This is a genomic window from Nostoc sp., assembly GCF_036917315.1.
GTDB lineage: Bacteria > Cyanobacteriota > Cyanobacteriia > Cyanobacteriales > Nostocaceae > Nostoc.
Genome location: NZ_JBALDR010000043.1, coordinates 60611 through 85934, shown reverse-complemented (window position 1 = coordinate 85934; position 25324 = coordinate 60611). Strand labels below are relative to the sequence as shown.

Genomic DNA, 25324 nt, shown 5'->3' with positions numbered 1-25324 from the left:
CTGAGTGCCATTCCCTTGTTAGACCAGTGCGTAGGCGTAGCCCGTCGTAGACATATCGCGCATCCCTGGGGTTACAATTTGGTTATTGTGGCATTATCACAACTTTTGCGATTGATTGTATTAACAGATTTTCTCATGCATACGCAGCACGATCGAACCTTGGCAAGCATTGGTAATTTTCTATTTTTTAGATGTGCTTCTGTTAGGTGCAGTTGCTATGAGCAATTTTGTTAGTATTTAACTGTGTTTGACTATAGCAATATCATTCTTGAGAGGTTAAAGCCTACTGAATTTTCTCACAATTGGAGTATGTTTTGCTTTGCACCTAAATTATTCTTCAATATTAGACTTCTTGCATAAATCATAAATAAGAACCCCACTCCTAAGCGCTTGCTCTTAGAAGTAGGGTGTTCAGCGCTTTTGCAAGAGGTGTATTAGATTAGAGGATGATGTCGCTTGCTATTAGTGGTGGTGCTCCTGTCAGTCCAATCTCAAACTCAGCCGAGAGATCCCCATCAATGTTAGCTTGAAGAGTACCTCCTGAATAACGAACCTGACGGGCCGCTGAGAATGTGCCAGCACCGATGAAAATAAAGGCTTGGTTGCCCGCTACACTTGAGTTAGCATCAATGGTAGATAGATCGATTTGATCGCCTGCAAAGATACCGTTTCCAACGAAGTCAGCGATAATATCTCGTGATAAACCAGTCGGACTATCTGAAACTAAGTTGAAATCGAAAATATCGCTGCCAGCACCGCCAATAAGAGAATCAGTGCCAGCACCGCCAGTGAGGATATCGCTGCCAGCATTACCATTAAGGGTATCGTTGCCAGCACCACCATTGAGGATATCACTGCCAGCACCGCCATTGAGGATATCACTGCCAGCATTACCGTTAAGGGTATCGCTGCCGGCATTGCCGTTAAGGATATCGCTGCCAGCACCCCCATTTAGACTATCGTCGCCGGCATTGCCGTTAAGGATATCGCTACCAGCACCCCCATTTAAGATATCGTCGCCGACATTGCCGTTAAGGATATCGCTGCCAGCACCCCCATTTAGGTCAGGGCGAAAGATTAGTGGGGAACCGTTGATGGTATTGTTGTCATTAAAAATGGTACCGTTAATAATTGCCATTAGTAAGTTTCTCCTGAACTTAGAGGGTAAAAAATAACCTCGTCACTTTCCCATCAGAAAACGGTGTTGCTGATTAAGAGTATGAATTTGGTTTACCCCAAAGGTGTAAAGGAAACAGTTTCAAAGATTGAATTTTTAAATTTCACACTGTCATTCAGCAACGCCGAGAAAACAAGGCAAAGAAATAACGAGTGGGAATAGATAACTGAACTGCAACTGATTTGAACAGGTCTTTGCTGTTAACTTTGAAGATTTGACAAGCACTAGATGTATTGATGATGCTGGCATCAAAATTATTATGCCAAGAGTAATGTGATGTCCTTATATCTTTACTGGTTGCAGTAGTAGGATGGTATGAAACAAGCTGATTTCCTCCTACAGAAGCGCATAGCTTTTAGAACGTTTTGATTTTAGCCACAATCACAAGACTATACTATTACTTTCAAGCCTAGTTTTTCCTATCTATAAGAAAGAGTAATTAGCCCTTTTTTATTCCTCTCGCTAAAGCAAAATCTGAAACCTTTGTTCGGATAAGGTTAGTTTTGGTTTTTGAGATTTATTTGGTGATTTATTTGGTGATTTATCTAGTTATGTATAAGGAAGTAATTGCCTATAACTTAAAAGCTTTGTTAACCAGTGCGTAGGGCGTAGCCCGCACTTCGACAAGCTCAGTGACCATCGTAGATATCGCTACATCCCTTGCGTTACAATGTTCCTTCTCAAATTCTCTGATATCTTTTCATTAGGCGGCAGTCCGCAACAGTTGCCATTGTATTACCTCATTTTCTGATGTAGACGCAGCGCAATTTAATAACTATAAACTATCAGAAAGGCAAGCTAAACTTATCTTTATTTGCGACCATTCAATTATCAAAATTCTGCATTATGCCTTATTTTCAAGGCAGATAATATTAAATTAAAGGATAATGTCGCTTTCCACTAGTTGTGGCGCACTTGTAAGCCGAATTTCAAACTCAGCCGACAGATCCCCAGCAGTACTACCTTGGAGAATACCTCCTGAATAACGGATTTGACCGATTCCAGAGAATGCACGACTTCCGATGAAAGTGAAGGCTTGGTTGCCCTCTTTAGTGGAGTTGGCGTCGATGGTAGATAGATCGATTTGATCCCCTGCAAGGATACCGTTTCCGACAAAATCAGCGATCGCATCCTGTAACAAACCAGGTTGACTTTCTGAAACGAAGTTGAAATCGAAAACATCGTTACCCAATCCTCCAGTGAGAACATCAGTTCCACCAACACCCGTGAGGATACCACCGTTACCAAAATCACCGCTAATCGTATCATTACCAGATCCGCCAACTAGGTTATCGTTGCCTAATCCACCAACTAGGTTATCGTCGCCAGAATCGCCGTTAATCTTATCGTCGCCAGAACCGCCGTTAATCTGATCGTTGCCAGATACGCCGTTAATCGTATCGTTACCAGATCCACCTTGAATCCGATCGTTGCCATTACCACCTTGAATCTTATCGTCACCGTCAAATCCGCCGTCAATCGTATTGTTGCCAGATCCGCCGTCAATTATATCGTTGCCTCTTCCCCCGTCAATCGTATCGCTGCCAGATCCGCCCAAAAGGCTATCATTACCGTTTCCACCGTTATATTCTATCGTCGCCAGAACCACCGTTAATCGTATCGTTGCCAGAGCCGCCCCTAATTGTATCGTTACCGTCAAATCCATTGATGATATAAGGGAGAATAGAAGAAGGAATACCAAGAGTGTCAGGCTGATTAGTACCGTTAATGGTTGGCATCGTGAATTTATCCTGAATTTAGAGGGTAAAAAATTACTTCGTTACTTCCCCAGTGGAGAAATAACGAGTGGGAAGATATAACAAATTAGACCTGTTTTAATCAGGTCTTTGCTGTTAAGTCTAAAGATTTGAGAAATACTGGATCTATTGATGATATTGGCATCAAAATAGATTGTGCCAAGACTCATGTTATGTCCTTATACCTGATGACTTCACAGTTTCTAGCAGTAATCTACTAGCAAATAAGCAGATCATCTCCTATGGAATTGCATAGGTTTTAGGACATTTTTACGGGATTCAGAATAATAAGAGTATGATAATACCTCAAGCTTACTTTTTTCTATCTTTAAGAAATAATAATTAACGAGACTTGAGATCGCGATACTTTTTTATAAATAAAAAAGTGGCATTCATTTATAAAGACTGAATGCCACTTTGTATTTCTCAAAATTCTTGATGATGCAGATATTTTATTTATCCAGGTAGAGTTATGCCAGTTACAGCGATCGCACCTGCGATCGCACTGGCGCAAAGAGAAGTAATCGCTGTGCCAAATATCCACCACGCAGCATTAGCCACGGTTTTCTTGGTTTCTTCGGCTTGCTTTTTAGCTTGCTCTTGAATCGCTTTCAAACGTTTTTGGGTTTCTTTCTGGATGCGTTCGGCTCGTTGCAATACGCCATCCCGCGCCGATTCTATTTGGTCAATTATGCGGTTAGCATCCGCTTCAGAAATATCTTCACGAGAACTCAATACAGCAACTAAGGTGTTACGATCGAATTCACTGAGGCGATCGCGCAATGCTTCAAATCCAGCTTGGGGATCGTCGAAGACTTTCGCAAAATCTTGCTTAATGCCTTCATAGTTGAGTTCAGAACGATTCAGGGAGTTGAGATAGTTGCGAACTTTAGCAAAAACTCCATCTAGCAATGATTGCACTCTCTGCTGAATCTGCTGGAATTGTTCGACAATTGAGCTGCGAACAGAATCAATTTGATCCACAATTCGGTTAGCTTCCTCTTCTGAGATATCCTCACGCTGGGATAATAGCGCCACAATTGTCGAACGGTCAAATTTTGAGGCGCGATCGCTTAAACTTCCAATTCCAGCGCGGGGAGAAGACAGTAGCAATTGTAAATCGCGTTTGATTCCTTCGGGATTGAGTTCTTCTTTATTGGTATTACGCAGATATTCTTCGAGATTGGCTTCAAAATCTAAAGCTTGTTGAGTAGTGCGCTTTGCTAAACGTCGTGGCGCTCTCAGAATATCACCAATGGCATCTTGAGCGCGATCGATGATCTGATTAACTTGCTCTTGGCTCAAGTCGCCGCGTTGACTCACGAGTTTAACCAAAGTTTCTCGATCGACATTAGATAAGCGATCGCGCAGTGCTAAGGCTCCAGCTTGAGGATCGTCGAGTAATTTTTCCAAATCGGCTCTGATACCTTCTGGATTAAGTTCTTCCAAGTTGGTATTGCGGAGATATTCAGCGATCGCTTTTGTCGTTTTTTCGTACTGTTCTTTCGCTTGTTGCGGTACTTGTAAAATACTATCTCGCACTGCTTCGAGCTGATCGAGAGTTTCGTTTACCTGTTCCTCGCTCAAATCTTGACGCTGACTGAGCAATTGTACCAAGGTATCGCGGTCAAATTGCGATAGGCGCGATTGCAAAAGGCTAATTCCGGCTTGCGGATCGTCTAGTAAAATTCTAAACTCACGTTTGATCGCTTCGGGATTGAGTTCGTCTTTATTAGTATTCCGCAGATATTCTTCAACTCTTTGGCGCAGTTCATCGGCTTTTGCTTTTGCTTGTTCTTGCAATTCTCTCGCACGATTCAAGAAATTATCGCGGTTGTGTTCCAGTTGACTAACAATATTATTAGCTTCTTCTTCATTAATATCTTGACGCTGTTGGAGCAATTGTACAAAAGTATCGCGGTCAAATTGCCCGAAGCGGCTACTTAAATCTTCAAACCCAGCTTGTGGATCGTCCAGCAACTTGCCAAAGTCCCGTTCAATACCTTCAGGATTGAGTTCGTCTTTACCCGTCGAACGCAGATAATCTTCGATGCGGCTGCGGAAATCTTGTCCTTTTTCGCGACTTTGAGCCTGTTTGACAGTTTCTAAAACTTCCAAGCGATCGCTTTCCATTTGTTCGGAAATTTCTTTCACCCTAGCTTCGCTGATATCACCACGCTGCTTCAACAAGTTGCTGAAATATTCTTGATTGATTTCTTCCAACTCTCGTCTCACAGTTGTCGGATCTGCATTTACGTCATAGATGACTTCTTTAAATTCATCTATTAGGGTAATTCGGTTGAAGTGCCAAGGGAACGAATGCAATATATAGTCTTTTACATCTGCCTTAATCGCATTTTCTAGTGAGATTGGTAATTTTTCAGATACTTGCTCAGTTGCTTCCTCTCTAAACTTTTGAAGTTGTTCTGTGATTTCCTCAACATCGACATCTTGAACTTTTTCTTTCAGTTTTTGCAACTGAGTTGTAATTTTGTTCACATCGATATTAGAAAGGTTTAACCGTTCCAGAACTGCTGGCGCAGCTGCACTTAAGCCATACGTAATAGCTTGCTTAATTACACCATTGCCATTACCACCTCCAATTGTAACCAGTTCTTGCAGCCGTTCGCCTAATTGCTCAGAATTAAGTTCTTCAGGTGTAGCAGACTTAAGTAAATTAATTACTTGCTCTGTGGGATTTTTACGATTTAAAGCTTGTTGCCACGCACCTTCAAATTGGTCGGCAATGCTATTGATATCTTCTTGAGATAAATCGCTACGGCTGCTGATTAAATCAACAATTTGTTGGCGGTCGATATTTTGTAAAAGGTCGCTGTTATCAATAGATTGCAAATCTGTATCTTTAAGAAGCTGGTCAAATTGACTGCGAATTTCTTTAATATCCAGCTTTGGAATTTGCAGAGAACCTAAAGAACTTTGGAGGGTATTTTTAATACCTTCAGAATCAAAACCTGAAGTTAATTCCCGCCGGACTGCGGCTGTAATATCTTCAGCAGTAGAAACTAACTGTTTTTTTGCAGTATTAGCACCGATACCAGCAGTTGCCGTGCCCATCAGAGTTTGAAAACCAGAAGTGACAGTATTAGATATAGAACCAATTAAAGAACCTACCGCTGATGAACCCAACCAAATTACTAGTGAAAAATATGTAGACCAAATGACTACACCAATAATTGCTCCTAAAAATGCACTTTCAATTAGACTCAGTTTTACTGCTAAAAAACAAGCAATAAATAATGCGATGCTAACGGTTATTAACGCCCAAGTACCAACTTTAGCTTGACCTTTACGAATTGTCTTGCCCAAACTTTCAGACTCATCATCAGAATCTGCATCAATTTCCCAAGATGAAATTCCGACAGCAACTGAAAAGTTTGTCAATAATAATTGAAAGGCAAATGCCATCAAAACACCAGCTAGCAGCGCCACCAATAATTTAGGCCCAGAAAAAACAACTGACGCTTCTTCTGGAGTTAGTACTTCCTGAGCTAAAGTTATGGGCGTTAATCCAAAAGATAGCCAATTCCATCCTAAAATAGTTAAAACACCTTGAAACATAGGATTTTCTCACTTTTACTCAATTAAATACCATTTATAAAATGGCTTATTTATCAGCTTAATTATCATTTATATAAACTGACACTTTCTTAAGTAATAGGTTGGTTGTCCAAAAGTCGTATTAAAAAAAATAAATTAAATATTTATCTTGTATAAATCAACTAAAACTTATGATTTAGTTAATATTTTTTTAATAAAATTTATTAGGCAAAATGAATTGTGTAAAACTGTATCTACCGATATAGCAAGTTCGGAGCGGGTGAGTTACACTAGCGAACGCTAAAAAATCATATTTTGGTATCAACCATTATGTAAGAAATTGTTTATTGAAGAAATTCAAAACAAAGCATAATTGTTATAAAACTTTAGAAAATAAAATATATTTTTTATCTGAGATTTAGTTACTACCTTTAGATAAAAACACCTATATCTAATGATAGAGGTAAAAATTCTCCCAAGCGATTGATGAAAAGTAAATAGAAACATGCATTAATAAGGGTTAGTACGAGCTATGAATTAGTAAATAATTGGATTTTTGTTGAGGAGAAAGAATAATGGTAGTCGGCGTACATAAACGTGCTGTAGGTGTATTTTCTCATCGTCGAGATGTTGAACATGCCCTACATGAATTAAAAAAAGTTGGCTTTGACATGAACAGAGTTTCTGTCATTACCCAAGATGGGGACAGAGACGATATTGCTGGTGCAGATGTGAGCGATCGCGTCGGCGATCAATCTGACGAAGGTGCTAAAGTCGGAGCAGCTACAGGCGGTGCTTTGGGCGGATTGGCTGGCTTATTAGTCGGTCTTGGTACTTTAGCAATTCCTGGAATCGGGCCAATTATGTTGGCTGGAGCCGCAGCAACTACTCTAGCTACAACTCTCGCTGGCGCTGGTATTGGTGCAGTAGCTGGTAGTTTGCTTGGTGCATTAATTGGTTTAGGAATTCCTGAAGAACGAGCTAAAGTTTACGACGAACGTGTTAAACGAGGACACTATTTAGTCATTCTCGATGGTACAGATGCAGAAATCCATAGAGCAGAAGCAATTTTAAATCATCAGGGTGTGGAAGAGTTTGGCATTTACGACCACCCAGATGCAACAAATGCAACCACTGGTTATGTGACTCCAAGTTCTACTGCTGGTCATAGTGGTGTTGCGAAACGCGCGATTGGGGTATTTTCTCATCGTCGAGATGCTGAAGTCGCAATTACAGAATTACGAGATGCAGGTTTTTCGTTGAATCAAGTCTCCATCATTGCCAAAGATACAGACGGTCATGGGATCGGTGGTGTAGATGTAGATAGAAATGTTGGTACTGGTAATAAAGCAGACGATGGTGCCAAAGCTGGAGCAGCTACAGGCGGTGTTCTGGGCGGCTTGACTGGCTTATTAGTTGGACTTGGGAGTTTAGCAATTCCAGGAATTGGGCCCGTGATTGCAGGTGGTGCAGTTGCAACCACTTTGGCGACAACATTAGCTGGTGGTGCGATCGGTGCAGCAGCGGGGAGTATTGTCGGCGCACTCGTTGGCTTGGGAATTCCTGAAGACAGAGCGCGAGTATATAGCGATCGCTTCCAAAAAGGTGACTACTTAGTAATTCTCGATGGTACAGACGCTGAAATCCACCAAGCTGAAGCGATTCTTAAACGTCGAGGTATTGAAGAATTTGCAATCTATGATGCAACTGAAATTAGTGAATATCGTCCAGGTTCCGACCGAGTAACGCATAATGACGCAGCAGTAGTCGATCCGATTCGCCCCAATTACTCAACAGAGCCTCATAGAAACGATCCTTCTGTAGTTATTGTCGATCGTCGTGACGAAGTACTTTAACCTAAAGTAGTTTTCACTCGCACAAAATTGCAGGAGCAATAATTTGAAAACTTTGCTCCTGACTAAAAAAACTTGCTCCTCACTTTTGCCGTAAATATCAATAGATTTCACTTTCTGATTCAGAATTAAACCAATGAAAAAGCTAACCCCCTTTGTAATTAGTTGCCTTTTAGTGTTTGGTGTTGCTGCTTGTGATAACGCTTCTAAAACAAGTGAATCTGCACCCAACAATCCTAATGAGGCTCCCCAAACACCGAGTGCAAAAACAACAGAAGCTTCTCAAAAAGATGCACAAAGTGAAGTTCGTAGAAGACAACTCAATGAGGATATTCGCGCCCGCGAACAGCGCAATAATACCACTGGTGGCGATACAAAAAGAGCTAAAGCTGATTTAGAAAGTGAAGTTCGTTCTAAATTAGAGGCTAATATCCCCAAGAGTCAACTAACAGTTAATGCCGCAGACGGTGGTGTTGTAACTGTCGCCGGAACTGTCACCAATCAGCAGGAATTGGCTAAAATTGAAAAATTAGCTAAGGAAATTAAAGGTGTCAATAGTGTAGTTGTGAAAGCAACTGTTGCCAAAGTAACTAACTAAGGCAACTAACTAATAAATCCAAGCGAGCAAGTAGGCGTAAACAGATTTAACTGCTCCTGCTAACTCTCAGTGGTCAGTAATAAATTTAACTGACCACTAATAATTGAAAACTGACGACCTTAATCACTATATTTGTTGATGCTCAGTTCAGTTATACAAAGTCTTGTAGTTACCAAACATAAAAACTATGGAAACCGAACAACAGCAACGTGAATCCATCAATGCTTCCTTATCACAAGGTACGCTAGCACTGGAAGGTACTGATACTGAAAACTTGCCAAAGTTACCGCCAGCACCTGAACCTGAATCTCAATTGCAGCAAATTAGCAGACAAATTTCTCAATTTTTAGAGCAACTGCCCCAATACTTAAGTGACTTTTTTCGGGATTACAAGCAGCCTCTAATAACCGTTGCTTTAATTTTGGCGGCAATTGTTACAGCTAGGATAGCACTGACGGTACTAGCTGCAATCAATGATATTCCCCTACTCTCACCACTTTTTGAGTTAGTTGGAATTAGTTACACCAGTTGGTTTGTTTTCCGTTATCTACTGAAGGCTTCAACTCGCCAAGAATTAGCCGATGAAATTCAATTACTGAAAGACCAATTCGTGGGCGAGTAAATTTACTGACTATTAAACTAGGATTTACACGGGCAAATAGAATTCGCAACGATACAAACTCTTGTCCGCGTCTGCGGAATTGGGTAGAGTCTCTTAATAGTTGCAGTTTCTAATTGCCCTTTTAATGTATAAGTTTACTTCAACCAAAACCCTTGTTCTACCAATAAATATCAATTCACAGTATTTAACCGGACTCTATCTTAGTCTTTTAGATACATCAAAAGATAGAGAATATAACATTATTTTTAAATTTAAGTCACTTCTCAAGATAGTAGCTTGGAGAGTAAGAAACAGCCTAATCTAGTTTCTGAAGTTATTTAATAGATTCTTTAACGAGGACATAAATTATGGCTAATGAAGCAGTTAAGAGAGATACAGATTCATCTGATAGAGCGGAAGTCAATAATTACGATCGCGGCATTATCCCCGCAGAAACCGCCGCTAGAATGGAAAGAGAAGGAGATAAGTACAAAACACTTCCCACGGAAGAACGGGAAGCAGATGCACCTACTGACGATCAAACCGATTCAGGAAGTATACGCACCACTGACGGCTATACCGTGGATAAAGAAGGTTTGTCTAATAACTATGCAATTGAACCGGAAATGTATTATGAAGAACCGGGTGATGCACGTCAGCAAGCGGCAGAAGATAGAGAACAACGTATCGAAGAACTTGGAGAAGTAAATCAGGACGAGGAAGGCAAGTTGACAGATAAGGGCGACAGCCGCGGTAGAGGCCCAGGAATAATTTAATTAACTACTCTTTTGCTGGGTGTAATTACACGTAAGAAGTCTAAATAGGTGTTTTCTAGAGACGCAGTTATTGCGTCTCTAATTTTTTATATTGTGTCTTCAAGACCGCAGAGCGGCAGGGTTTTTACGCTTTTTGCATAGATTTGAGAATTAAAACTAATTAGTCGGACATAATATTACATATTACGTCCCTACATTTATTTTGATACCAATTCAATTAATGATTGCAACACATCCTTGGGTAAAGACGCGATTCATCGCGTCTCTACAAATGGTCTATTTGTTGCATTCTTTTTTCCAATTGGTAGGAGTCGAAACAATCCCATTGGGGACTTACAACAAATAAAAGACAAAGCGCTTTGGGGTTCTACGGGTTTAATACAGCAGTATTACTAGATAATAAGTGGCTCAAGTTCGCGATTATGCCATTGCCGCTGATACCATTCGGCAACCAAAGGACGGACAATAAACTTAGGCTGTCCATCGCCTTTAACGTCAATACGCAAACCTGAATAAGGTCGTCGCTTCTGAAAACCTTGACCGTTGCGACCGATGAAGAGATGCGATCGCGCCACTAATCTATTCTCCTCCATCAAATCTGCTCCCTCAATTCGCTGGCGTCGCAAACTAAACCCGCTACCGCCACAAACAATCCAATGGATATGAGAATCAGCGTGTCCCGTATCCATTGTTTCCAGGTGTTCTAAGCAATGGGCGTGACCGTTTAATACCAAATCGACCAAAGGACGACCCTGATTTAAAGAACCGATTTCTTTAGCTACCGCATCCAACACGCCACGTAAGCGATCGCGAACAATTAGAGTTTGTGCTTGTTCCCACTTCGTCGCCTCAGTTACATAAGGTGGATGATGGAAATAAATTATCCTTCCCCGAACTTCAGAATTATTCCAAGATTCAATTAATCTTTGCTTGAGCCAATCCAGTTGTTCAATGTCAGTCAGCGTTGTTTTATTAGTAGCTAGTTGCTTATCGATATCAACAATAATTTCTTCAATTTGTGACAGCTTGGCATGGAAGTCATCTAATTGATCGGCTTCATTAGGGTTTTCTGGGCGAAGTTTGGCTGAAGTTTCAATAATTTCCTGCTTTTCTCGCTCGAAATCTTCACGGCGTTTTTCTAAAAGTTTGCGATCCGCGTTACCTTTTTTTGTTTTCGGTAGCGGTGGTGGATCGTTAAAGGTATTAGAATCCAAAGCGAAGAAATCAATACCGCCATAACGAAAAGTGTAATAGCGATTGGGAAGGCGGGTAAATTGCCCAGGTTGATAAGAAAGACAACGACCTGTATCTGTCTTAGCTGTGTAGTGCCGATCTAAGTGAGTGGCTAACTCTTCTGGAAGCTGAAACGCCTTCAGATAGTCGAGAAATGCCTTTGCGTAAGCGTCACCGCATCCTGAGCCATGTAAACCCACATCTAGGTCTAACCGCGATCGCAACAGGTGACGAATGGGTAATGTTGTTAGAGACGCCAAGCTCAATAAAATCGGCAAGTTATAGTAATCGTGATTTCCCGGCACTGGTAAAATAGGCAGCTTAAAAACCATCTGGTCAAAAGCAATCCGTTTGCGATGCTCTATGCCGGAGATAAACTCTCGGTAAGGCTGAATAAAGTTTTGCTGGTAATATTCACTCGATCCCACTAAATAGATTACATCCCCCATATGCAGCATAAACCGGGATTCGTTGTGATGGGGCAGCATAAGTTCAGCTACTTGTCGCTGGGGATTGTGTCCTCTGTGTCTGCCGGAACCACTATCACCGACAACTAAAAATGAGAACTCGGAATTGTCTGTTTGACCATCTTCCAACACCAGCCGAGTTTGGTCGATATCCCGTTCCACAATTAACGGATCTTGCCACCGTACCCGCTGATTCATTTTCCGAATTTTCTTAGCGATCGCTGGATCAGATACAAGTTTCAATGCAACCTACTCCTGAGTTTTCAATTGAAGGAGAGCAGGAGAATGAGGGCAGGGGAGCAGAAGAAGTTGCACTAAATTTTTCCCCTCTGCCCCCCTGCCTCTCTGCCTCTTATGCCCCATGCCCTCATTCTTCCGCCGTATCTTTCATCTCAATAATCAGATTAGGGAGTCCCTCTAGTTTTTCGGTCGGCTCAACTTCTTCTACTAATGGCACGAAAATTCTTAAGCCTGCTGGTACACACTTAATTTCTACAGGTGTTGTGCCGACTATTTCACCATCTAGAACAACTTTTTGTGGTGGCTCAGTGGTAATTTTAAATTGTTTGGCTCGCAGAAAACCAATATCATCCCGTTCAACGGCGTTACCTGTGGAAGCCGTTTGAAATAGATGAAACGTGGCAGCGATCGCTCCTGCCTTGTTAGTTGGAGCGACAATTGTTAAATCTAGTAACCCATCATCATAAATCAGACCTGCTGGGCCTTGAGCCAAAACTGAAGTGGGAGGCGCGGCATTTGCTACCGTTACTGCACTGGCACTAGTTTTAATTATCCTATCTTCAGTTTCAATTTCAACATCAAAGTTTTTTAAATTTCTTAATTGCTGGATTCCTGCCAAAACGTAGGCCATCATCCCAAAGCGATTCTTAGCGTCTCGGTCTGCCAATTCTACAGTGTCAGCTTCAAAGCCAATACCTGCCAAGAGTACCATTGGGCGATCGTTGCAATAAGCTACGTCTACATGGGTGGTTGCTCCCTGCAAAATTGTCTGACACGCACCTGCGATCGTGTCAGGAATTCCTAAAGCTGTGGCAAAAGCATTCGCTGTTCCTCTGGAAATTATCCCAAATGGGATATCAGTTCCCACTAAAGCCGCCGCAGCTATTGAGAGAGTACCATCTCCCCCAGAAGCAATGATTGCATCTACTCCTCGCTCTACAGCTTGATATGCCAGTTGGTCAGCATCAATTTCTTCAGTTGTAAAATGAATATCTAGATCGATATCTGGCTCTAATATTGCCCGAATTTCTGCTAGCTCTGTATCTGGGTCGCCCTGACCCGCAACAGGATTGAAGATCAGACAGGCGGAACGATTCATAAGGTATAATAACTAAGCTTGGATAACTAATGAAGATAACAAATTATTCTTAGCATTCGTGGAAATTTTCAACTTCTCTTTTCGGGCTGAGTTTTTTAGAGATATTGACCAAGTTCAGCGGAATGTGCGATCGCATCATACACCAAGAAAAGGCAAGAATCTTTAGAACCTTCCCAAAGAAGTCTATTTTTAGCCGCCTGTTTCAAAAGACTCACTCAACTGGAAGGGTGTTTGGTTAGTCAGTAGAAAAATTTAAAGCCATCATCAGAATTGTATATAGACAGGTTTTAGGAAATTCCTATATTATGGAAGTGAGCAAATTACTGTTCTTGAGTCGTAGTTTCAGCAAAGTGAAATCAGCGATCGCAAGTTTATCTGTTTAGTAGCGAAGGGCAATTGAATTAAACTTTAGGCATCTCTTTCGTTACGCTCCCATCAATGCGTAAATCTAGCTACTATCTCAATTAATCCGACAAGTTGCTTGAGCAACTTATTAAAGGTAGACAAAGTTCCACTACAGTCTACTAGTATTTTGTCTAAGTTAATCTTGAGGGTTTGTAGTAAGCACTTTAGTGCTTAGAAAATAAGGACTGAAGTCCTTACTACAAACTTAAACTTGGCATACTATTAGTCAATTTTGCGGCATTACAACTCAAAGGGTTAATAACTGGGGATAAGGGAGACAAAAGCAAAATTAAATGCCCTTCAGAATGCTGAGTTGGGAATCTTCAGAACTCGAAACTGACTCAACGCCTCGCTAACGGAACTGTTTTGCCTCATACATAATGCCCACTCCCTACAAATTTATAGCTCTAATATGTCTATTCCTTTGTTAAGCTATTCCCCTTCATCTCGAAATCATCGTGTATCTGGATATGAGATTCTTGGCGACGAGCAACCTAGAATTTATACAGCCGAATATCTGCAATCATCACTAGAAATGGATGCCTTGATTAAGGCAGCCTATCGCCAGATTTTCCACGAACAACAGATGCTAGATAGCAACCGCCAAATCTGTCTAGAATCCCAACTCAGAACTGGTCAAATTACAGTCAGGGATTTCATTCGAGGATTAGCAATATCTGATGCATTTCGGCGACTCAATTACGAAAGCAACAATAATTACCGCTTTGTGCAGATATGCATACAGCGCTTATTGGGTCGCGAGGTTTACAATGAACGCGAAAAACTAGCCTGGTCGATTGTCTTAGCTAGTAAAGGACTGCACAGGTTTATCGACGATTTGGTGGATAGTGAGGAGTATATGAGTAACTTTGGTTACAATACAGTCCCCTATCAACGGCGACGAATTTTACAAGGACGCTCTTTAGGGGAATTACCATTTGCCAGAATGGCTCGTTATGGCGAAGATTATCGCGATAAATTACCGCTTCCTTTGACGAGAAAGCAGGTTGAGCCTTTTAATTTACAAACCTTCTTACGCAGTTCTGACAGAGATGTGGTGTTATTGCTATTAGCTTCGACGCTGACACTGATTGTCTTGTTTAGTTTGCTGACTACATTTGGTTATTTCCCAAAATTTGGTGGGTACTAGCTGAAACTTAAAGGTGTTGCGATCGCCATTGTGAGCGATCGCAACATCCTCAATGCATAAAAATTCTATTATTTGAGATTTCACAAACAAGCTTTTGGTAAAGAATTGTAATCCAAAATCCCAAATCCAAAACCCAAAATTCGCATGAGTCCCTGACTACGGTAGTCTAGATGAAAGTGAATTTATCGCGTGCGATATTATATTGTTTTATGACTTCAGTTGTTTCTAGTCCCCCACGCACTATTCGGATCGGCTCACGCAAAAGCCAACTTGCTCTGGTTCAGACCTATTGGGTACAAGAGCAGCTCCAGAAAAGCTTTCCTGATATCACTTTTGAAGTCCACACCATGTCTACCCAAGGCGATAAAATCTTGGATGTAGCATTAGCTAAGATTGGCGATAAAGGACTTTTTACTAAAGAACTTGAAGTTGGAATGCTCAATCAAGAGATTGACTTTGCGGTTCATTCTCTCAAGGATCTGCCGACTCACTTACCAGAAGGGTTAACGTTAGCAGCAATTACTGAACGAGAAAACCCAGCAGATGCATTAGTGGTGCATGAAAAGCACAAAGATAAACAAATCGATACGTTGCCAGAAGGTGCGGTAATTGGTACATCTTCTCTACGGCGGTTAGCACAGTTACGCCATCATTTTCCTCACTTTACCTTTAAGGATGTGCGGGGAAACTTGATTACACGGTTGGCAAAACTGGATGCAGGCGAATACGATGCTTTAATTTTGGCAGCAGCAGGGTTAGAAAGATTGGGAATGGGCGATCGCGTTCATCAAGTCTTACCCAAAGAAATCTCCCTCCATGCCGTTGGACAAGGCGCTTTAGGGATAGAATGCCGGGCTGATGATAGTGAAGTGCTATCTCTACTCAAAGCGATCGAACATCCCGAAACACGCGATCGCTGTCTCGCCGAACGTTCTTTTCTCCGTTCTCTAGAGGGCGGCTGTCAAGTACCTATCGGTGTAAATACAGAAATATCTGGTGAAAATTTGACCTTAACCGGGATAGTCGCCAGTGTAGATGGTCAAAAGTTCGTAAAAGATACCGTCACAGGGATTGCCAACAATGCCGAAAGCTTAGGCATTGAACTAGCAGAACTTTTGCGGCAACAGGGAGCGCAAGAAATTTTGTCAGAAATTTTTGCGGTGATTCAGCGCGGTTCCTAAGCAATTAGGCAAGCCGATGTGATTAGATAAGAATTGATCGCCGTTGCACTAAAGATGTGCCAGACGCGACAAGTTGCGTTGGTCGGAATCGATCGTAGAGTTAGTTTGACAATATAGACTCAGGGAAGCAAAAATTACCATGCGGATTCTATTTGTTGCAGCAGAAGCAGCACCCGTTGCGAAAGTAGGAGGAATGGGTGATGTTGTCGGGGCATTACCCAAAGTCCTGAGAGAAATGGGGCATGATGTGCGGATATTCTTGCCTTACTACGGCTTCCTGCCAGACAAAATGGAAATTCCCCAAGAACCGATTTGGTGGGGAGATGCCATGTTCCAGCACTTTGCAGTATACGAAAGTATTCTGCCTGGTACTGATGTTCCCTTGTACTTATTTGGACATCCGTCCTTCATGCCGCGCCGCATTTATTCTGGAGATGATGAAGATTGGCGGTTCACATTGTTTGCTAATGGTGCAGCCGAATTTGCCTGGAATTACTGGAAGCCAGAAATTATCCATTGCCACGATTGGCACACGGGGATGATTCCCGTGTGGATGCACCAAGATCCTGATATCAGCACAGTGTTTACCATTCATAATCTGGCTTATCAAGGGCCGTGGCGTTGGTATTTAGAGAAAATTACTTGGTGTCCCTGGTATATGCAAGGACACAATGTAATGGCAGCGGCAGTGCAATTTGCCAATAAGGTAAATACAGTTTCGCCCACCTATGCCGAGCAAATCAAGACAGCAGCTTACGGTGAAACATTAGAAGGTTTACTGTCCTTTATTAGCGGGAAATTATCTGGGATTATCAATGGTATTGATACCGAAGTTTACAACCCAGAAAATGACAAATACATTACTCAAACCTTCACTGCTGATACTTTAGATAAACGCAAGGCTAACAAAATTGCTTTGCAAGAAGAACTAGGATTAGAAGTCAACTCCAAAGCCTTTTTCATTGGGATTGTGACGCGATTAGTGGAACAAAAAGGCATTGATTTGATATTACAAATCCTCGATCGCTTCTTATCTTATACAGATGCACAATTGGTGCTGTTAGGGACAGGCGATCGCTACTATGAAACTCAGATGTGGCAATTAGCATCCCGCTTTCCCGGACGCATGGCAACTTACTTACTGTATAACGATGCTCTGTCTCGCCGGATTTACGCTGGTACTGATGCTTTCTTGATGCCTAGTCGTTTTGAACCATGTGGCATTAGCCAAATGATGTCTTTACGCTACGGTTCTGTGCCCATTGTCCGCCGCACAGGTGGATTAGTTGACACCGTAACCCACTACGACCCCGAAAATGCCGCAGGCACCGGTTATTGCTTTGACCGCTATGAACCGCTAGACCTTTTCACCTGTATGATCCGGGCTTGGGAAGGCTTCCGTTTCAAACCGCAATGGCAAGAACTACAAAAACGGGGCATGAGTCAAAATTTCAGTTGGCATCAATCTGCCAAAGAGTATGTGAAGTTGTACAGGTCAATTTACGGTCTGCCAGAAGAAGAGGAAACACCAAAACCAGAGTTAGTGTTAAACGAAGCAGTCACTAATAGCAAATCCTAAACCGCCAACTGTTTCTGACTTGTGATTTGTAAGAACCTCTCCCTGCCTTGAACTAAAGTTCAACTCTTTCCCTCTCCGACTCGGAGAGGGACGGTTTTGCGTAGTAAAACCAGGGAGAGGTCTTTTTCCAGACACTATATAAGCCCTATAATTCACGTATTGTTAAGACTAAAACTCCAAACTTTTGTACAGACGCGATTAATCGCGTCTCTCCAAACTGCAAACTGCAAACTATTGATTACTCGTCGCTTTCGCCCTAATTAACCAGTCACGATCGCGATCGCAAATTTCCCGACCAGACGAGTCTCCTAAGCGGTCTAGCGCTAATAAACAAGCATATTTCAAGTCCCAAATCGGCGTATTTAGGCAAGTTTTGAGTTCAGTAATTGCTCGTGAATCGCCCAATTCACCAAGAGCGATCGCACACGCCGCACGAGATTTCTGAAACTGAGGTTCGCGGTTGTGCAGGTTTTCTATTAATAAATCGTAAGCAGGAGCATATTTTAGCCAGCCGAAAAGTTTCATCACATGATAATGAGCGCCATAGTCGTTATATGCTTTGTCGCTATAAGTTGCTAAAAGTGCTGCTGGTGCTTCTTGTGGATAGATATCTAGTAAGGTTTTTGTCGCTAAATAGCAACGTCCAAAATCGGTTTCGTAGAGTTCGTTAATCACAAAATCTAGAACAGGGGTAGCATCATACTCATGTACTAGATCGAGGTCGTTGGGACGATCGTAGAGTACTTGCTCTAAGTAAGGTTGAATTTCTGTAAAGCTAATTTCACCACTGGGAACACCTGCATCCAAAAGCATCCGCAATCCTCGCAAGCGAAACACCAGAGATACGGGACAACGGGCAATTTCTGGGATGGCTTTGTAGTAGCAGGAATCAATCAGGTCTTGAATAGAACCGCGCCGTGCATTGACGCTAGAACTTTGCAGCAGCGCCATCACCTCGGTAATTTGGGAGTAGTCACCCGTGAAGCGACAAACCGTAGCGATCGCTGCACTACGGGTAGGTTCATCCTCAACTTGGGTAAATTTCCGCACACGTTCAAGGGACGGCTGATAGTCAGCGTTAGCTAGAGTGTGAATAATGACTCGATAGATTTGACCTGGTTTATCAAGCAGTTGTGCTACCTCTTCGAGAATTTCTGGCTCTTTAGTGCCAATTTCCCCGATTGCCCACACGGTATTTTCAACAGTATAAATATCATCATCTTTAAGACATTGCCGAATTACAGGTAAAGCTGATTCCGCCTGCAATCGCCCCAGACTTTCTACAGCTTTGCGTCGAACAATGCGGTGGTCTAACTCATCAGGGTTACTGGTTTCAATCGCCCGCACCAAAGCCGCAATCGATTGCTCAGTCGGGAAGTTAATTAAATGGGAAACAGCAATATACTTATCAGAAGCGTCTTCGAGTTGTTCTAACGGTGTATCGATAATTGCGATCGCTTCTTCTTCTGTTAGCCCAAACATTTTAAAAAAACGTTTATCCATTGATCTATAAATGGCTCTTGGATAATTGCTTGCAGGTCACTTTTACTATCGTACTAGGGACTGGCTACTAGTGATTGGCGACTGGGAAGATGAAGTCTAGACGGGGCGAGTACAAAATAACAACGTAGAGCCAAAAAAACCAAAAAACCGCATCATTGCCCTCAAAAAAACTGTACAAAAAAGCTATTCGTCCTCATCTCCTGATGGTCGTTCGCTGTCACTTTGTTGGGTGTTCCACTCTAAAACAATACGCTCTAGCATTTCCGCCTGCGTACAGTTATTTACAGCAGCGTATTGCTTAATTAGCTCTCTGACGTTAGGACTAATATGACGTATATCTAGTGGGTTGTTTCTTGTCGTTTCCACGATCTTTTTCCATAATGTAGTTGGGTTAAACTTTTGAAGATTTACGTCAAAAAGCTTTACCAGTGGTAACGCGATCTGAGAAGATCATAATATATGCATTTGTCAGCTATTAGTTCAGTTGCCTCTTGCTAATTGTTCAGTTTTATGTAACAGCTAAACGTTGGTCTTTAGCGAGTAACCAAATACAAACATTTTTGGGAACACCGATCGCACATCATTCATATAAACACATAATTTAGGAAACCAAACTTATGGATGAAACCTCTGAACTCACAACAGCCAATCACATAACCGCTCAAGATGTAGCAGAAGTGATTGCAGAACTTGAGCAATATCGGGAACGTCTAGTTCAAGAAACTACGGAAACGGCAAAACGGGCTAAGTTGATGAGAGTAAGCGTTATGGCAAAACTAGAGCCTGAGCTTGCCAAGATTGATTCTGCCCTCCAGGAACTCCGTAATCAACAGGCTGCCCTGAGTGGCAGCAACTAGTCATTTGTCTTGATAATTTAGCTAGAGATTATATGCTCAACTCCGAAACTCAATCCGGGGCAGATTCGTTAAATCTGTCCCATGCAGAAACTGACGCTTTATTTAAAGCGGTGAGTGAGCAATTAAGCTTAAACACCTTCAACTCCGATGACCAAGAGCTAATAAAGCGGATGGTTGAGAGTATGGGAGACTCACGAGGTATGGTTAGGTTGAGTTTTGCTGAGGCTTTGGGTAAAATCGGCAAACCAGCGACCCCTTTATTGATGGAAGCTGTGGCAAATCACCCCAACCCAGTTGTACGGAGAGCCAGCGCTAAAACCTTGACACTGATTGCTGACCCGATCGCAGTTCCGACTTTGGTCAATGCCCTCTTAAATGATGAAGATATGGTGGTCAAAACCTCGTCGGTGGGGGGGCTGGCCAAAATAGGTGAGGCAGCTGTGCCAGCATTACTGAAAATCTTGGCGTCAACCGACTATCCAGAAAGTGCCAAAGGTCATGCTGTATGGGCGTTAGGATTTATTGGGGCAGAAGCGAAGGAGCATTTATATCGAGAGATTAACTCAGACTCGGCTGAAGTTCGGGCTGCGGTAGTGGGTGCGATCGCTAAAATTGCTCAAGAAGGCACTCAAGAAGGAGCATTTAATATTTTAATTAATGCCCTCAACGATCCATCTGAAATTGTCAGGTGTGAAGCCGCAGCAGCTTTGGGTAGCCTCACCTATCGCTCGGCAATTCCTAGCCTTGTTGAATTACTACATCACCCCGATTGGGAAACCCGAAAAGCAGCGGCTCTGGCATTGATGAAGATTGGCGACGGTGCTGCTTTAGAACCCCTGCAAGCCGCATTAACTGAGGAAGAAGAAGCGGGGGTTCAAGCAGTGATGAAGTTGGCGATTTCTCAAATTGAGAGGCAGTTAGAGGAAGAAGCTTGGGAATAAGGCGATGAAAATTTCCAACTTGAGCGAATAATTAGCGATCGCTACTCTCTCTTATATTTAATCACTTGATCTAATCGGGGCAAAGCACTTACTGCTGACTCCCGAACATACGGATCGATAGATTCATCATTTGTCAATGCCGTCAGCACTTCCACCCCTCGGATATCACCCATCGAACCGAGTGCATTGACGATCGCCACAGCCACGGCAACATTATCTATTGTTTTCAGAGCTTCAGTCAAAATCTCAAAAGCAGGAGTTCCAATCTCACCCAATGCCATTACTGATGCGATATAAACAACAGGATTTTGGTCATTGAGCGCTGTTTGCAATCCCTGTAAACCCTCATTTGGGAAGGGAACATCGGGATGATTAGCAGCAACCTGTGCTAGAGCTTTAGCACAACTACCCCGAATGGTCGCATTATCACTATTTACTAATGACTCTGCCAGTAGCGGTACAGCATCTGTACCAATAGCACCCAGTGCTTTTACCGCAGCTCGCCGATAGGTGACATCTTCTTCATCTAAAATATCCATCAGCCGAGGAATGGTATTTTCATCACGGACATCAGCCAGTTCCCACATGGCTCGTTCCCGCAAATTGGGGTTGGGGTGTTTTAACTGTGCAAATAAAGAATCTATTGTCATAAAAGAAAACTTCCCTGTTTAAATCCTCCAAATCCAATCATTAATTACGAATTACGAACTTGTAGTGAGCGTAGCCGCAGCCTCTCGTAGAGAAGTATTACGAATTATTAACAACAGAGGGACTCTTGGTCAATCACTCAACCTGATACAGGCAAAGCAACGGACTGAGAGTCCCTGAGTTTTAGAGTATAACGATCGCTCGTCTACCTCTAGTCAATCCCTATTACTATGAAAGGGAGTTGATTACATAGTCAAGAAGAGAGCGGAACTCAACTAATGCTTGAGGAGACAAGTCGCGAGGAGAGCAAGCGCGATCGCGAGTATAAGTCAACGCGGTAACGTAGGGAGCGGTGGGCAGACCCAAAGAGCGATAAACTTCACGAGCACCTGCAATACCCCACTCATCCAAAGGACCAGTGCCGCCCACAACTAAGCTGTAGTTGATCAAGCGTAAGTAGTGCTTGATGTCGCGGAGGCACTTGTCTTTCTTAACTTGAGTGTCGCCAGCTTCACCATCTTGGCTCAGGTAAGGATATTTCTTGAAGGCAGCATCATAACCTTCCTTAGCTACGTTATCGATACCAGAAGCTAGCTTTTCAGCAGCTTCTAGACGAGCATTAGCACGCTGAATGCTACCTTGAACGGATTCTAGATCGGAACTGCTGGGAAAACGACCTGCTGCATCAGCAGATCCAATAACTGTAGTGATAACTGATTTCATTGCTTTTTATACTCCAGATTAGATTTGATCGAGTTTTAATTTCAGTTTGCTTGGCTAACAGCCTTTAGCCATGAGCGATTAGCTCAAAGCAGAAATTACGCGATCGAAGTAGCTAGCAGCTTCAGCAGCTAGAGCAGAGCAGTCGCCTTGAACAACTTCTTGTTTACGGAACTTTTTACCAGCGTTAGCTTCAGTGTTGGTGTTGGTGATGTGAGCGACGCTGATAGCCTTCAGGATTTGGAAAGCCCGTACAGAAGAGCCAGTGGGTACGCCCAAAGCTGTGTAGGTTTCTTTCAAACCGTTCAAAGCGCGATCGTCTAATACGGAAGAATCACCAGCCAATAACGCGTATGTTACATAGCGCAGAACGATTTCAGCATCACGCAAGCAAGCAGCCATCCGGCGAGTGGGATACAAGTTACCACCAGCTTGTAGCAAACCTGTATTTTCACAAGCAATCCCAGCAATAGCATCAGAAACCGCGCAGCTAGCGTTGCTGGCGATCGCATTCACTGCATCAAGGCGCTTGTTGCCTTCAGCGATGAAAGACTTCAGGGCTGCCAAGTCAGCACCACCGATAGGAGCGGTTTTGGCATCAGCCGCAATTACAGCTCTGGAAAAAGCATCAAGAACCATGAGTTCTCCTTAATATTCACAAATGGCGGATATTATTTTTGGCGTGTTCTCGATCAGGTTAACTGTGAGTAGCCAAACAAAAACATAGGGGATCAACAGTACCCTAGTCTTTACTATGAGAGACAAAGTAACAATCTGTAATATTTATTTTGGGTATGGAGGATATAGCGCTTCTGTGTTGAGTCCAATAGAGACTTAACCCCCAACCTTAGCCCAGTCATGCCTAAAAGCAACTAGAAAATCTCTAACTCCAGTAGCAATTGCATCCCGAATTGCCGAAAACGCTTGTTCCCGTTCCTTGGTTATGCAAATAGCTCGACAAAATCCTGCAATCTTTAGTCAAACGCAACAAGTCTGCTGGTAGGTTGTTCAGCAAATGCTCTGCCCAATGCCCAAAAATTAAGACTTACGCAATTTTGTGGAACTTTGCCATTGCGTAAGTCTTAAGGAAAAATTTTATTTTTTACTCGATCAAGCTTGTTTTAACAAATGTTTGACCAAATTATCTTTCACCATCATCTGCCGTAAAACTTCTAGTAAAAATTCTTGAGCCTCTTGTTGACTCAAACTTTTTACCTGGTCTTTCAAATTTTGTAAGCGAAACTGTTGTTCTAAAGTTAATTCGACTGGAAAGTCCATCATTCACTCCTGTGATTGACTGAATCGAAAGGTATTTGTTGTTAGTGGAAGACGATCGCTTTCTACTAGTGTAGCACTCGAATATTAAAATGTCTACATTGTCAAGCTATAGTGAATCACACTCATAAAAGTTTACAATTGCATAACAACACCTCTACATATCCTTTTTTAGGGTGTTTATTGAAGCTGGCCGCTAATCGCTGTAATGTTTAGAATGTTTATATACCAACTACTCTAAAAAAAAAGAACTCGTAAAACATCATCCGCAGGAGCAATAAGTAGGAGTCAGAAGATTGATAGACGCAATGGAATTTTTTCAGCTAAGTGCTGGTAAGTGGCGATCGCAACGTGCAACTCATCATCTGGCGTTCAAGCGCTCAGAGATAGGAGAATCGGATATACAGGTAGAAACTCTCGATGCCGATCATCCAGAAATTATTGAACTGTGCCAGTATCATGAGATTGATCCCAGCCTTTCAGTCGGTGGTTCGCGTGTGCGTTGGCTAGGAACAATGGCTTGGGATCGAGAGGGTGAAGAGAATCATCAGGGGAAAACTATATTTGCGATCGTGCCTGATGGCGATAACCCAAGGCAAGGTAAATTACTCCGCGAAAGAGGTTACGCCGAAATAGTACCTGTAGTCGGTCTTTTTCACATGGACGATGAAGATGGACTAGTGTTAACAACCGAATACGAAACAATGAGTTCCATTGAGCGATTCTGGTTCGCCAGCCCAAATATGCGACTACGAACCAGTACAGTCAAACGGTTTGGTGGCTTTAGCACCGCATCATTTTGTAGTGAAAGCCGCATTGAAACTTCTGTCGAGGTTTCCAGCCCAGAAGACATAACAGAAAGACTTGGGACGGATGTTCTGGAAAAAAGACAGTTTTATTCAGTTTTGGGCTGGTGAATTATCTCAAGCAGAGCGATGCTTATACTCGTGGGCAAGATTATCTGCGTCTGGTACAGGGACTTGCCCTAGAACCGGGTATGGTGGATGTGTTTGATAACCTGCGCGATCGCATCCCCATTTGCACTTGGATCGGCGAAAATATTAACGCCGTAAACGCTCAGATCAACGCCTATCTGGAAGTTTGTCATCAGTGCTTTCATCCCCAAGAGCGTCGCCAAATCCAAATTTTTGCAGTCCCTATAGCTCAATCCTTCGGCATAGATGGGCTGTGCAACATTCTCACAAACCCAATCACTATTCTGGTAGATGTTGGTCGAATTGCACCTAGAGATTGGTTTGGTGTAGTCGTCCATGAATACGCCCATGCTCATCTAGGAGAGTTTGGTCACAATGAGCAATTTGCTAGCATCCTATCTCATCTATGCTTAGGACTGGGATTGGAACCACCCTCCTGGGAAGAAGGAATGGAAGCAACTTTGCGTAGTTGGCCTTACTGTAAATCAACCATAGATCCCCTGGAATTTTGGATAGGTTGCTGAGTTGCCGAGGGAGGCAGGAGGCAGGAAGCAGGGGAGCAGGGGAGCAGGGGAAGTTGCAGTAAATTTTTCCCTCTGCCCCTCTGCCTCTTATGCTCAATGCCCCATTAATTTCTTTTGCTAAATGTTAAAAATTATTGCTTCAGTTCAAAAAGGTGAAACTGAATCTCCTAATCTAAAATATGTGAATAAAATTTTTTAGTTATTTACATAGTCATTAAGCTGGAAGTCTGACTCTCTATTTATTGAT

The 25324-nt window shown here is 42.5% G+C and carries 23 protein-coding genes; 11 read left to right on the top strand and 12 right to left on the bottom strand.

Translation table 11 applies throughout. The annotated features are described in order from the left end of the window. Positions 1 to 439 precede the first annotated feature (439 nt). The 4 genes from V7K84_RS19655 to V7K84_RS19640 form a co-directional block, all read right to left on the bottom strand. The gene (locus V7K84_RS19655; RefSeq protein WP_334840444.1) at positions 440 to 1138 is read right to left on the bottom strand and encodes a calcium-binding protein; all 699 of its coding nucleotides are present in this window, start codon (positions 1136 to 1138) and stop codon (positions 440 to 442) included. A 916-nt stretch (positions 1139 to 2054) separates the two neighbouring features. Next, entirely contained in the window at positions 2055 to 2786 is a 732-nt protein-coding gene (locus V7K84_RS19650; protein ID WP_334840442.1) for a calcium-binding protein, read from the bottom strand. Then, the gene (locus V7K84_RS19645) at positions 2761 to 2916 is read right to left on the bottom strand and encodes a hypothetical protein (RefSeq protein WP_334840440.1); all 156 of its coding nucleotides are present in this window, start codon (positions 2914 to 2916) and stop codon (positions 2761 to 2763) included. The genes V7K84_RS19650 and V7K84_RS19645 overlap by 26 nt, the downstream gene beginning before the upstream one ends. 474 nt (positions 2917 to 3390) lie before the next feature. Further along, on the bottom strand, positions 3391 to 6513 hold the full coding sequence (locus tag V7K84_RS19640) for an MFS transporter (RefSeq protein ID WP_334840438.1): 3123 nt from the start codon (positions 6511 to 6513) through the stop codon (positions 3391 to 3393). 554 nt (positions 6514 to 7067) lie between these two features. Between V7K84_RS19640 and V7K84_RS19635 the strand changes: the two genes are divergently transcribed. From V7K84_RS19635 to V7K84_RS19620, 4 genes are all read left to right on the top strand, one after another. Further along, the gene (locus V7K84_RS19635) at positions 7068 to 8348 is read left to right on the top strand and encodes a general stress protein (protein ID WP_334840437.1); all 1281 of its coding nucleotides are present in this window, start codon (positions 7068 to 7070) and stop codon (positions 8346 to 8348) included. A 133-nt stretch (positions 8349 to 8481) separates the two neighbouring features. Continuing rightward, on the top strand, positions 8482 to 8943 hold the full coding sequence (locus V7K84_RS19630) for a BON domain-containing protein (protein WP_334840436.1): 462 nt from the start codon (positions 8482 to 8484) through the stop codon (positions 8941 to 8943). Positions 8944 to 9130: 187 nt separating this feature from the next. After that, on the top strand, positions 9131 to 9565 hold the full coding sequence (locus tag V7K84_RS19625; protein WP_334840434.1) for a CAAD domain-containing protein: 435 nt from the start codon (positions 9131 to 9133) through the stop codon (positions 9563 to 9565). 347 nt (positions 9566 to 9912) lie between these two features. Next, the gene (locus V7K84_RS19620; RefSeq protein ID WP_334840432.1) at positions 9913 to 10320 is read left to right on the top strand and encodes a hypothetical protein; all 408 of its coding nucleotides are present in this window, start codon (positions 9913 to 9915) and stop codon (positions 10318 to 10320) included. 392 nt (positions 10321 to 10712) lie between these two features. Here the strand turns inward: V7K84_RS19620 and V7K84_RS19615 are convergent, their stop codons facing one another. Together V7K84_RS19615 and V7K84_RS19610 are read right to left on the bottom strand one after the other, a co-directional pair. Next, the gene (locus tag V7K84_RS19615) at positions 10713 to 12263 is read right to left on the bottom strand and encodes a metallophosphoesterase family protein (protein WP_334840430.1); all 1551 of its coding nucleotides are present in this window, start codon (positions 12261 to 12263) and stop codon (positions 10713 to 10715) included. A gap of 124 nt (positions 12264 to 12387) precedes the next feature. Then, the gene (locus V7K84_RS19610) at positions 12388 to 13359 is read right to left on the bottom strand and encodes a YegS/Rv2252/BmrU family lipid kinase (RefSeq protein WP_334840428.1); all 972 of its coding nucleotides are present in this window, start codon (positions 13357 to 13359) and stop codon (positions 12388 to 12390) included. An 817-nt stretch (positions 13360 to 14176) separates the two neighbouring features. On the opposite strand from V7K84_RS19610, the gene V7K84_RS19605 reads away from it, so the two are divergent. The 3 genes from V7K84_RS19605 to glgA all read left to right on the top strand — a co-directional run bounded on the left by V7K84_RS19605 (position 14177) and on the right by glgA (position 17674). Then, the gene (locus tag V7K84_RS19605) at positions 14177 to 14914 is read left to right on the top strand and encodes a phycobilisome rod-core linker polypeptide (RefSeq protein ID WP_334840426.1); all 738 of its coding nucleotides are present in this window, start codon (positions 14177 to 14179) and stop codon (positions 14912 to 14914) included. A 209-nt stretch (positions 14915 to 15123) separates the two neighbouring features. Continuing rightward, positions 15124 to 16095, top strand: a complete 972-nt coding sequence (gene hemC, locus V7K84_RS19600) for a hydroxymethylbilane synthase (RefSeq protein WP_334840424.1) — start codon at positions 15124 to 15126, stop codon at positions 16093 to 16095. 139 nt (positions 16096 to 16234) lie between these two features. Further along, complete coding sequence (gene glgA, locus V7K84_RS19595; protein WP_334840422.1) at positions 16235 to 17674, top strand: glycogen synthase GlgA; 1440 nt, start codon at positions 16235 to 16237, stop codon at positions 17672 to 17674. A 231-nt stretch (positions 17675 to 17905) separates the two neighbouring features. Here glgA and V7K84_RS19590 read toward each other — a convergent pair whose 3' ends face one another. Further along, the gene (locus tag V7K84_RS19590) at positions 17906 to 19177 is read right to left on the bottom strand and encodes a HEAT repeat domain-containing protein (RefSeq protein ID WP_334840420.1); all 1272 of its coding nucleotides are present in this window, start codon (positions 19175 to 19177) and stop codon (positions 17906 to 17908) included. Positions 19178 to 19360: 183 nt separating this feature from the next. Then, positions 19361 to 19543, bottom strand: a complete 183-nt coding sequence (locus tag V7K84_RS19585) for a hypothetical protein (protein WP_194041202.1) — start codon at positions 19541 to 19543, stop codon at positions 19361 to 19363. Between the two features lie 251 nt (positions 19544 to 19794). Between V7K84_RS19585 and V7K84_RS19580 the strand changes: the two genes are divergently transcribed. Next, positions 19795 to 20034, top strand: coding sequence for a hypothetical protein (locus V7K84_RS19580; protein ID WP_194041200.1), 240 nt, complete (start codon positions 19795 to 19797; stop codon positions 20032 to 20034). A 32-nt stretch (positions 20035 to 20066) separates the two neighbouring features. Continuing rightward, on the top strand, positions 20067 to 20975 hold the full coding sequence (locus V7K84_RS19575) for a HEAT repeat domain-containing protein (RefSeq protein ID WP_334840419.1): 909 nt from the start codon (positions 20067 to 20069) through the stop codon (positions 20973 to 20975). 41 nt (positions 20976 to 21016) lie between these two features. Here V7K84_RS19575 and V7K84_RS19570 read toward each other — a convergent pair whose 3' ends face one another. The 4 genes from V7K84_RS19570 to V7K84_RS19555 all read right to left on the bottom strand — a co-directional run bounded on the left by V7K84_RS19570 (position 21017) and on the right by V7K84_RS19555 (position 23624). Beyond that, entirely contained in the window at positions 21017 to 21625 is a 609-nt protein-coding gene (locus V7K84_RS19570; RefSeq protein WP_334840417.1) for a HEAT repeat domain-containing protein, read from the bottom strand. A gap of 226 nt (positions 21626 to 21851) precedes the next feature. Next, positions 21852 to 22346 carry a bleomycin hydrolase gene (locus V7K84_RS19565; RefSeq protein ID WP_289795384.1) on the bottom strand — a complete coding sequence of 165 codons (495 nt, stop codon included), beginning with the start codon at positions 22344 to 22346 and terminating at the stop codon, positions 21852 to 21854. Between the two features lie 78 nt (positions 22347 to 22424). Beyond that, positions 22425 to 22982, bottom strand: a complete 558-nt coding sequence (locus tag V7K84_RS19560) for a bleomycin hydrolase (protein WP_289795383.1) — start codon at positions 22980 to 22982, stop codon at positions 22425 to 22427. A 471-nt stretch (positions 22983 to 23453) separates the two neighbouring features. After that, entirely contained in the window at positions 23454 to 23624 is a 171-nt protein-coding gene (locus tag V7K84_RS19555; protein WP_012410163.1) for an NblA/ycf18 family protein, read from the bottom strand. 293 nt (positions 23625 to 23917) lie between these two features. Here V7K84_RS19555 and V7K84_RS19550 point away from each other — a divergent pair, with 293 nt between their 5' ends. Together V7K84_RS19550 and V7K84_RS19545 are read left to right on the top strand one after the other, a co-directional pair. Beyond that, positions 23918 to 24535 (top strand): phycobiliprotein lyase, encoded by a 618-nt coding sequence (locus V7K84_RS19550; RefSeq protein ID WP_334840465.1) that lies wholly within the window; start codon positions 23918 to 23920, stop codon positions 24533 to 24535. Further along, a complete protein-coding gene (locus V7K84_RS19545) occupies positions 24532 to 25077 on the top strand; it encodes a hypothetical protein (RefSeq protein ID WP_334840415.1) in 546 nt (181 codons plus the stop codon). Before V7K84_RS19550 ends, V7K84_RS19545 begins: the two co-directional genes overlap by 4 nt. Positions 25078 to 25324: the final 247 nt, after the last annotated feature.

What these genes read in the sequence shown, in the direction of transcription:
- hemC (WP_334840424.1), top strand. Translation starts at nt 15,124, where the DNA reads ATGACTTCAGTTGTTTCTAGTCCCCCACGCACTATTCGGATCGGCTCA.
- V7K84_RS19565 (WP_289795384.1), bottom strand. Translation starts at nt 22,346, where the DNA reads ATGAAATCAGTTATCACTACAGTTATTGGATCTGCTGATGCAGCAGGT.
- V7K84_RS19630 (WP_334840436.1), top strand. Translation starts at nt 8,482, where the DNA reads ATGAAAAAGCTAACCCCCTTTGTAATTAGTTGCCTTTTAGTGTTTGGT.
- V7K84_RS19655 (WP_334840444.1), bottom strand. Translation starts at nt 1,138, where the DNA reads ATGGCAATTATTAACGGTACCATTTTTAATGACAACAATACCATCAAC.
- V7K84_RS19580 (WP_194041200.1), top strand. Translation starts at nt 19,795, where the DNA reads ATGGATGAAACCTCTGAACTCACAACAGCCAATCACATAACCGCTCAA.
- V7K84_RS19640 (WP_334840438.1), bottom strand. Translation starts at nt 6,513, where the DNA reads ATGTTTCAAGGTGTTTTAACTATTTTAGGATGGAATTGGCTATCTTTT.
- V7K84_RS19575 (WP_334840419.1), top strand. Translation starts at nt 20,067, where the DNA reads ATGCTCAACTCCGAAACTCAATCCGGGGCAGATTCGTTAAATCTGTCC.
- V7K84_RS19570 (WP_334840417.1), bottom strand. Translation starts at nt 21,625, where the DNA reads ATGACAATAGATTCTTTATTTGCACAGTTAAAACACCCCAACCCCAAT.
- V7K84_RS19610 (WP_334840428.1), bottom strand. Translation starts at nt 13,359, where the DNA reads ATGAATCGTTCCGCCTGTCTGATCTTCAATCCTGTTGCGGGTCAGGGC.
- V7K84_RS19560 (WP_289795383.1), bottom strand. Translation starts at nt 22,982, where the DNA reads ATGGTTCTTGATGCTTTTTCCAGAGCTGTAATTGCGGCTGATGCCAAA.
- V7K84_RS19605 (WP_334840426.1), top strand. Translation starts at nt 14,177, where the DNA reads ATGTCTATTCCTTTGTTAAGCTATTCCCCTTCATCTCGAAATCATCGT.
- V7K84_RS19620 (WP_334840432.1), top strand. Translation starts at nt 9,913, where the DNA reads ATGGCTAATGAAGCAGTTAAGAGAGATACAGATTCATCTGATAGAGCG.
- V7K84_RS19645 (WP_334840440.1), bottom strand. Translation starts at nt 2,916, where the DNA reads ATGCCAACCATTAACGGTACTAATCAGCCTGACACTCTTGGTATTCCT.
- V7K84_RS19590 (WP_334840420.1), bottom strand. Translation starts at nt 19,177, where the DNA reads ATGGATAAACGTTTTTTTAAAATGTTTGGGCTAACAGAAGAAGAAGCG.
- V7K84_RS19555 (WP_012410163.1), bottom strand. Translation starts at nt 23,624, where the DNA reads ATGATGGACTTTCCAGTCGAATTAACTTTAGAACAACAGTTTCGCTTA.
- glgA (WP_334840422.1), top strand. Translation starts at nt 16,235, where the DNA reads ATGCGGATTCTATTTGTTGCAGCAGAAGCAGCACCCGTTGCGAAAGTA.
- V7K84_RS19625 (WP_334840434.1), top strand. Translation starts at nt 9,131, where the DNA reads ATGGAAACCGAACAACAGCAACGTGAATCCATCAATGCTTCCTTATCA.
- V7K84_RS19635 (WP_334840437.1), top strand. Translation starts at nt 7,068, where the DNA reads ATGGTAGTCGGCGTACATAAACGTGCTGTAGGTGTATTTTCTCATCGT.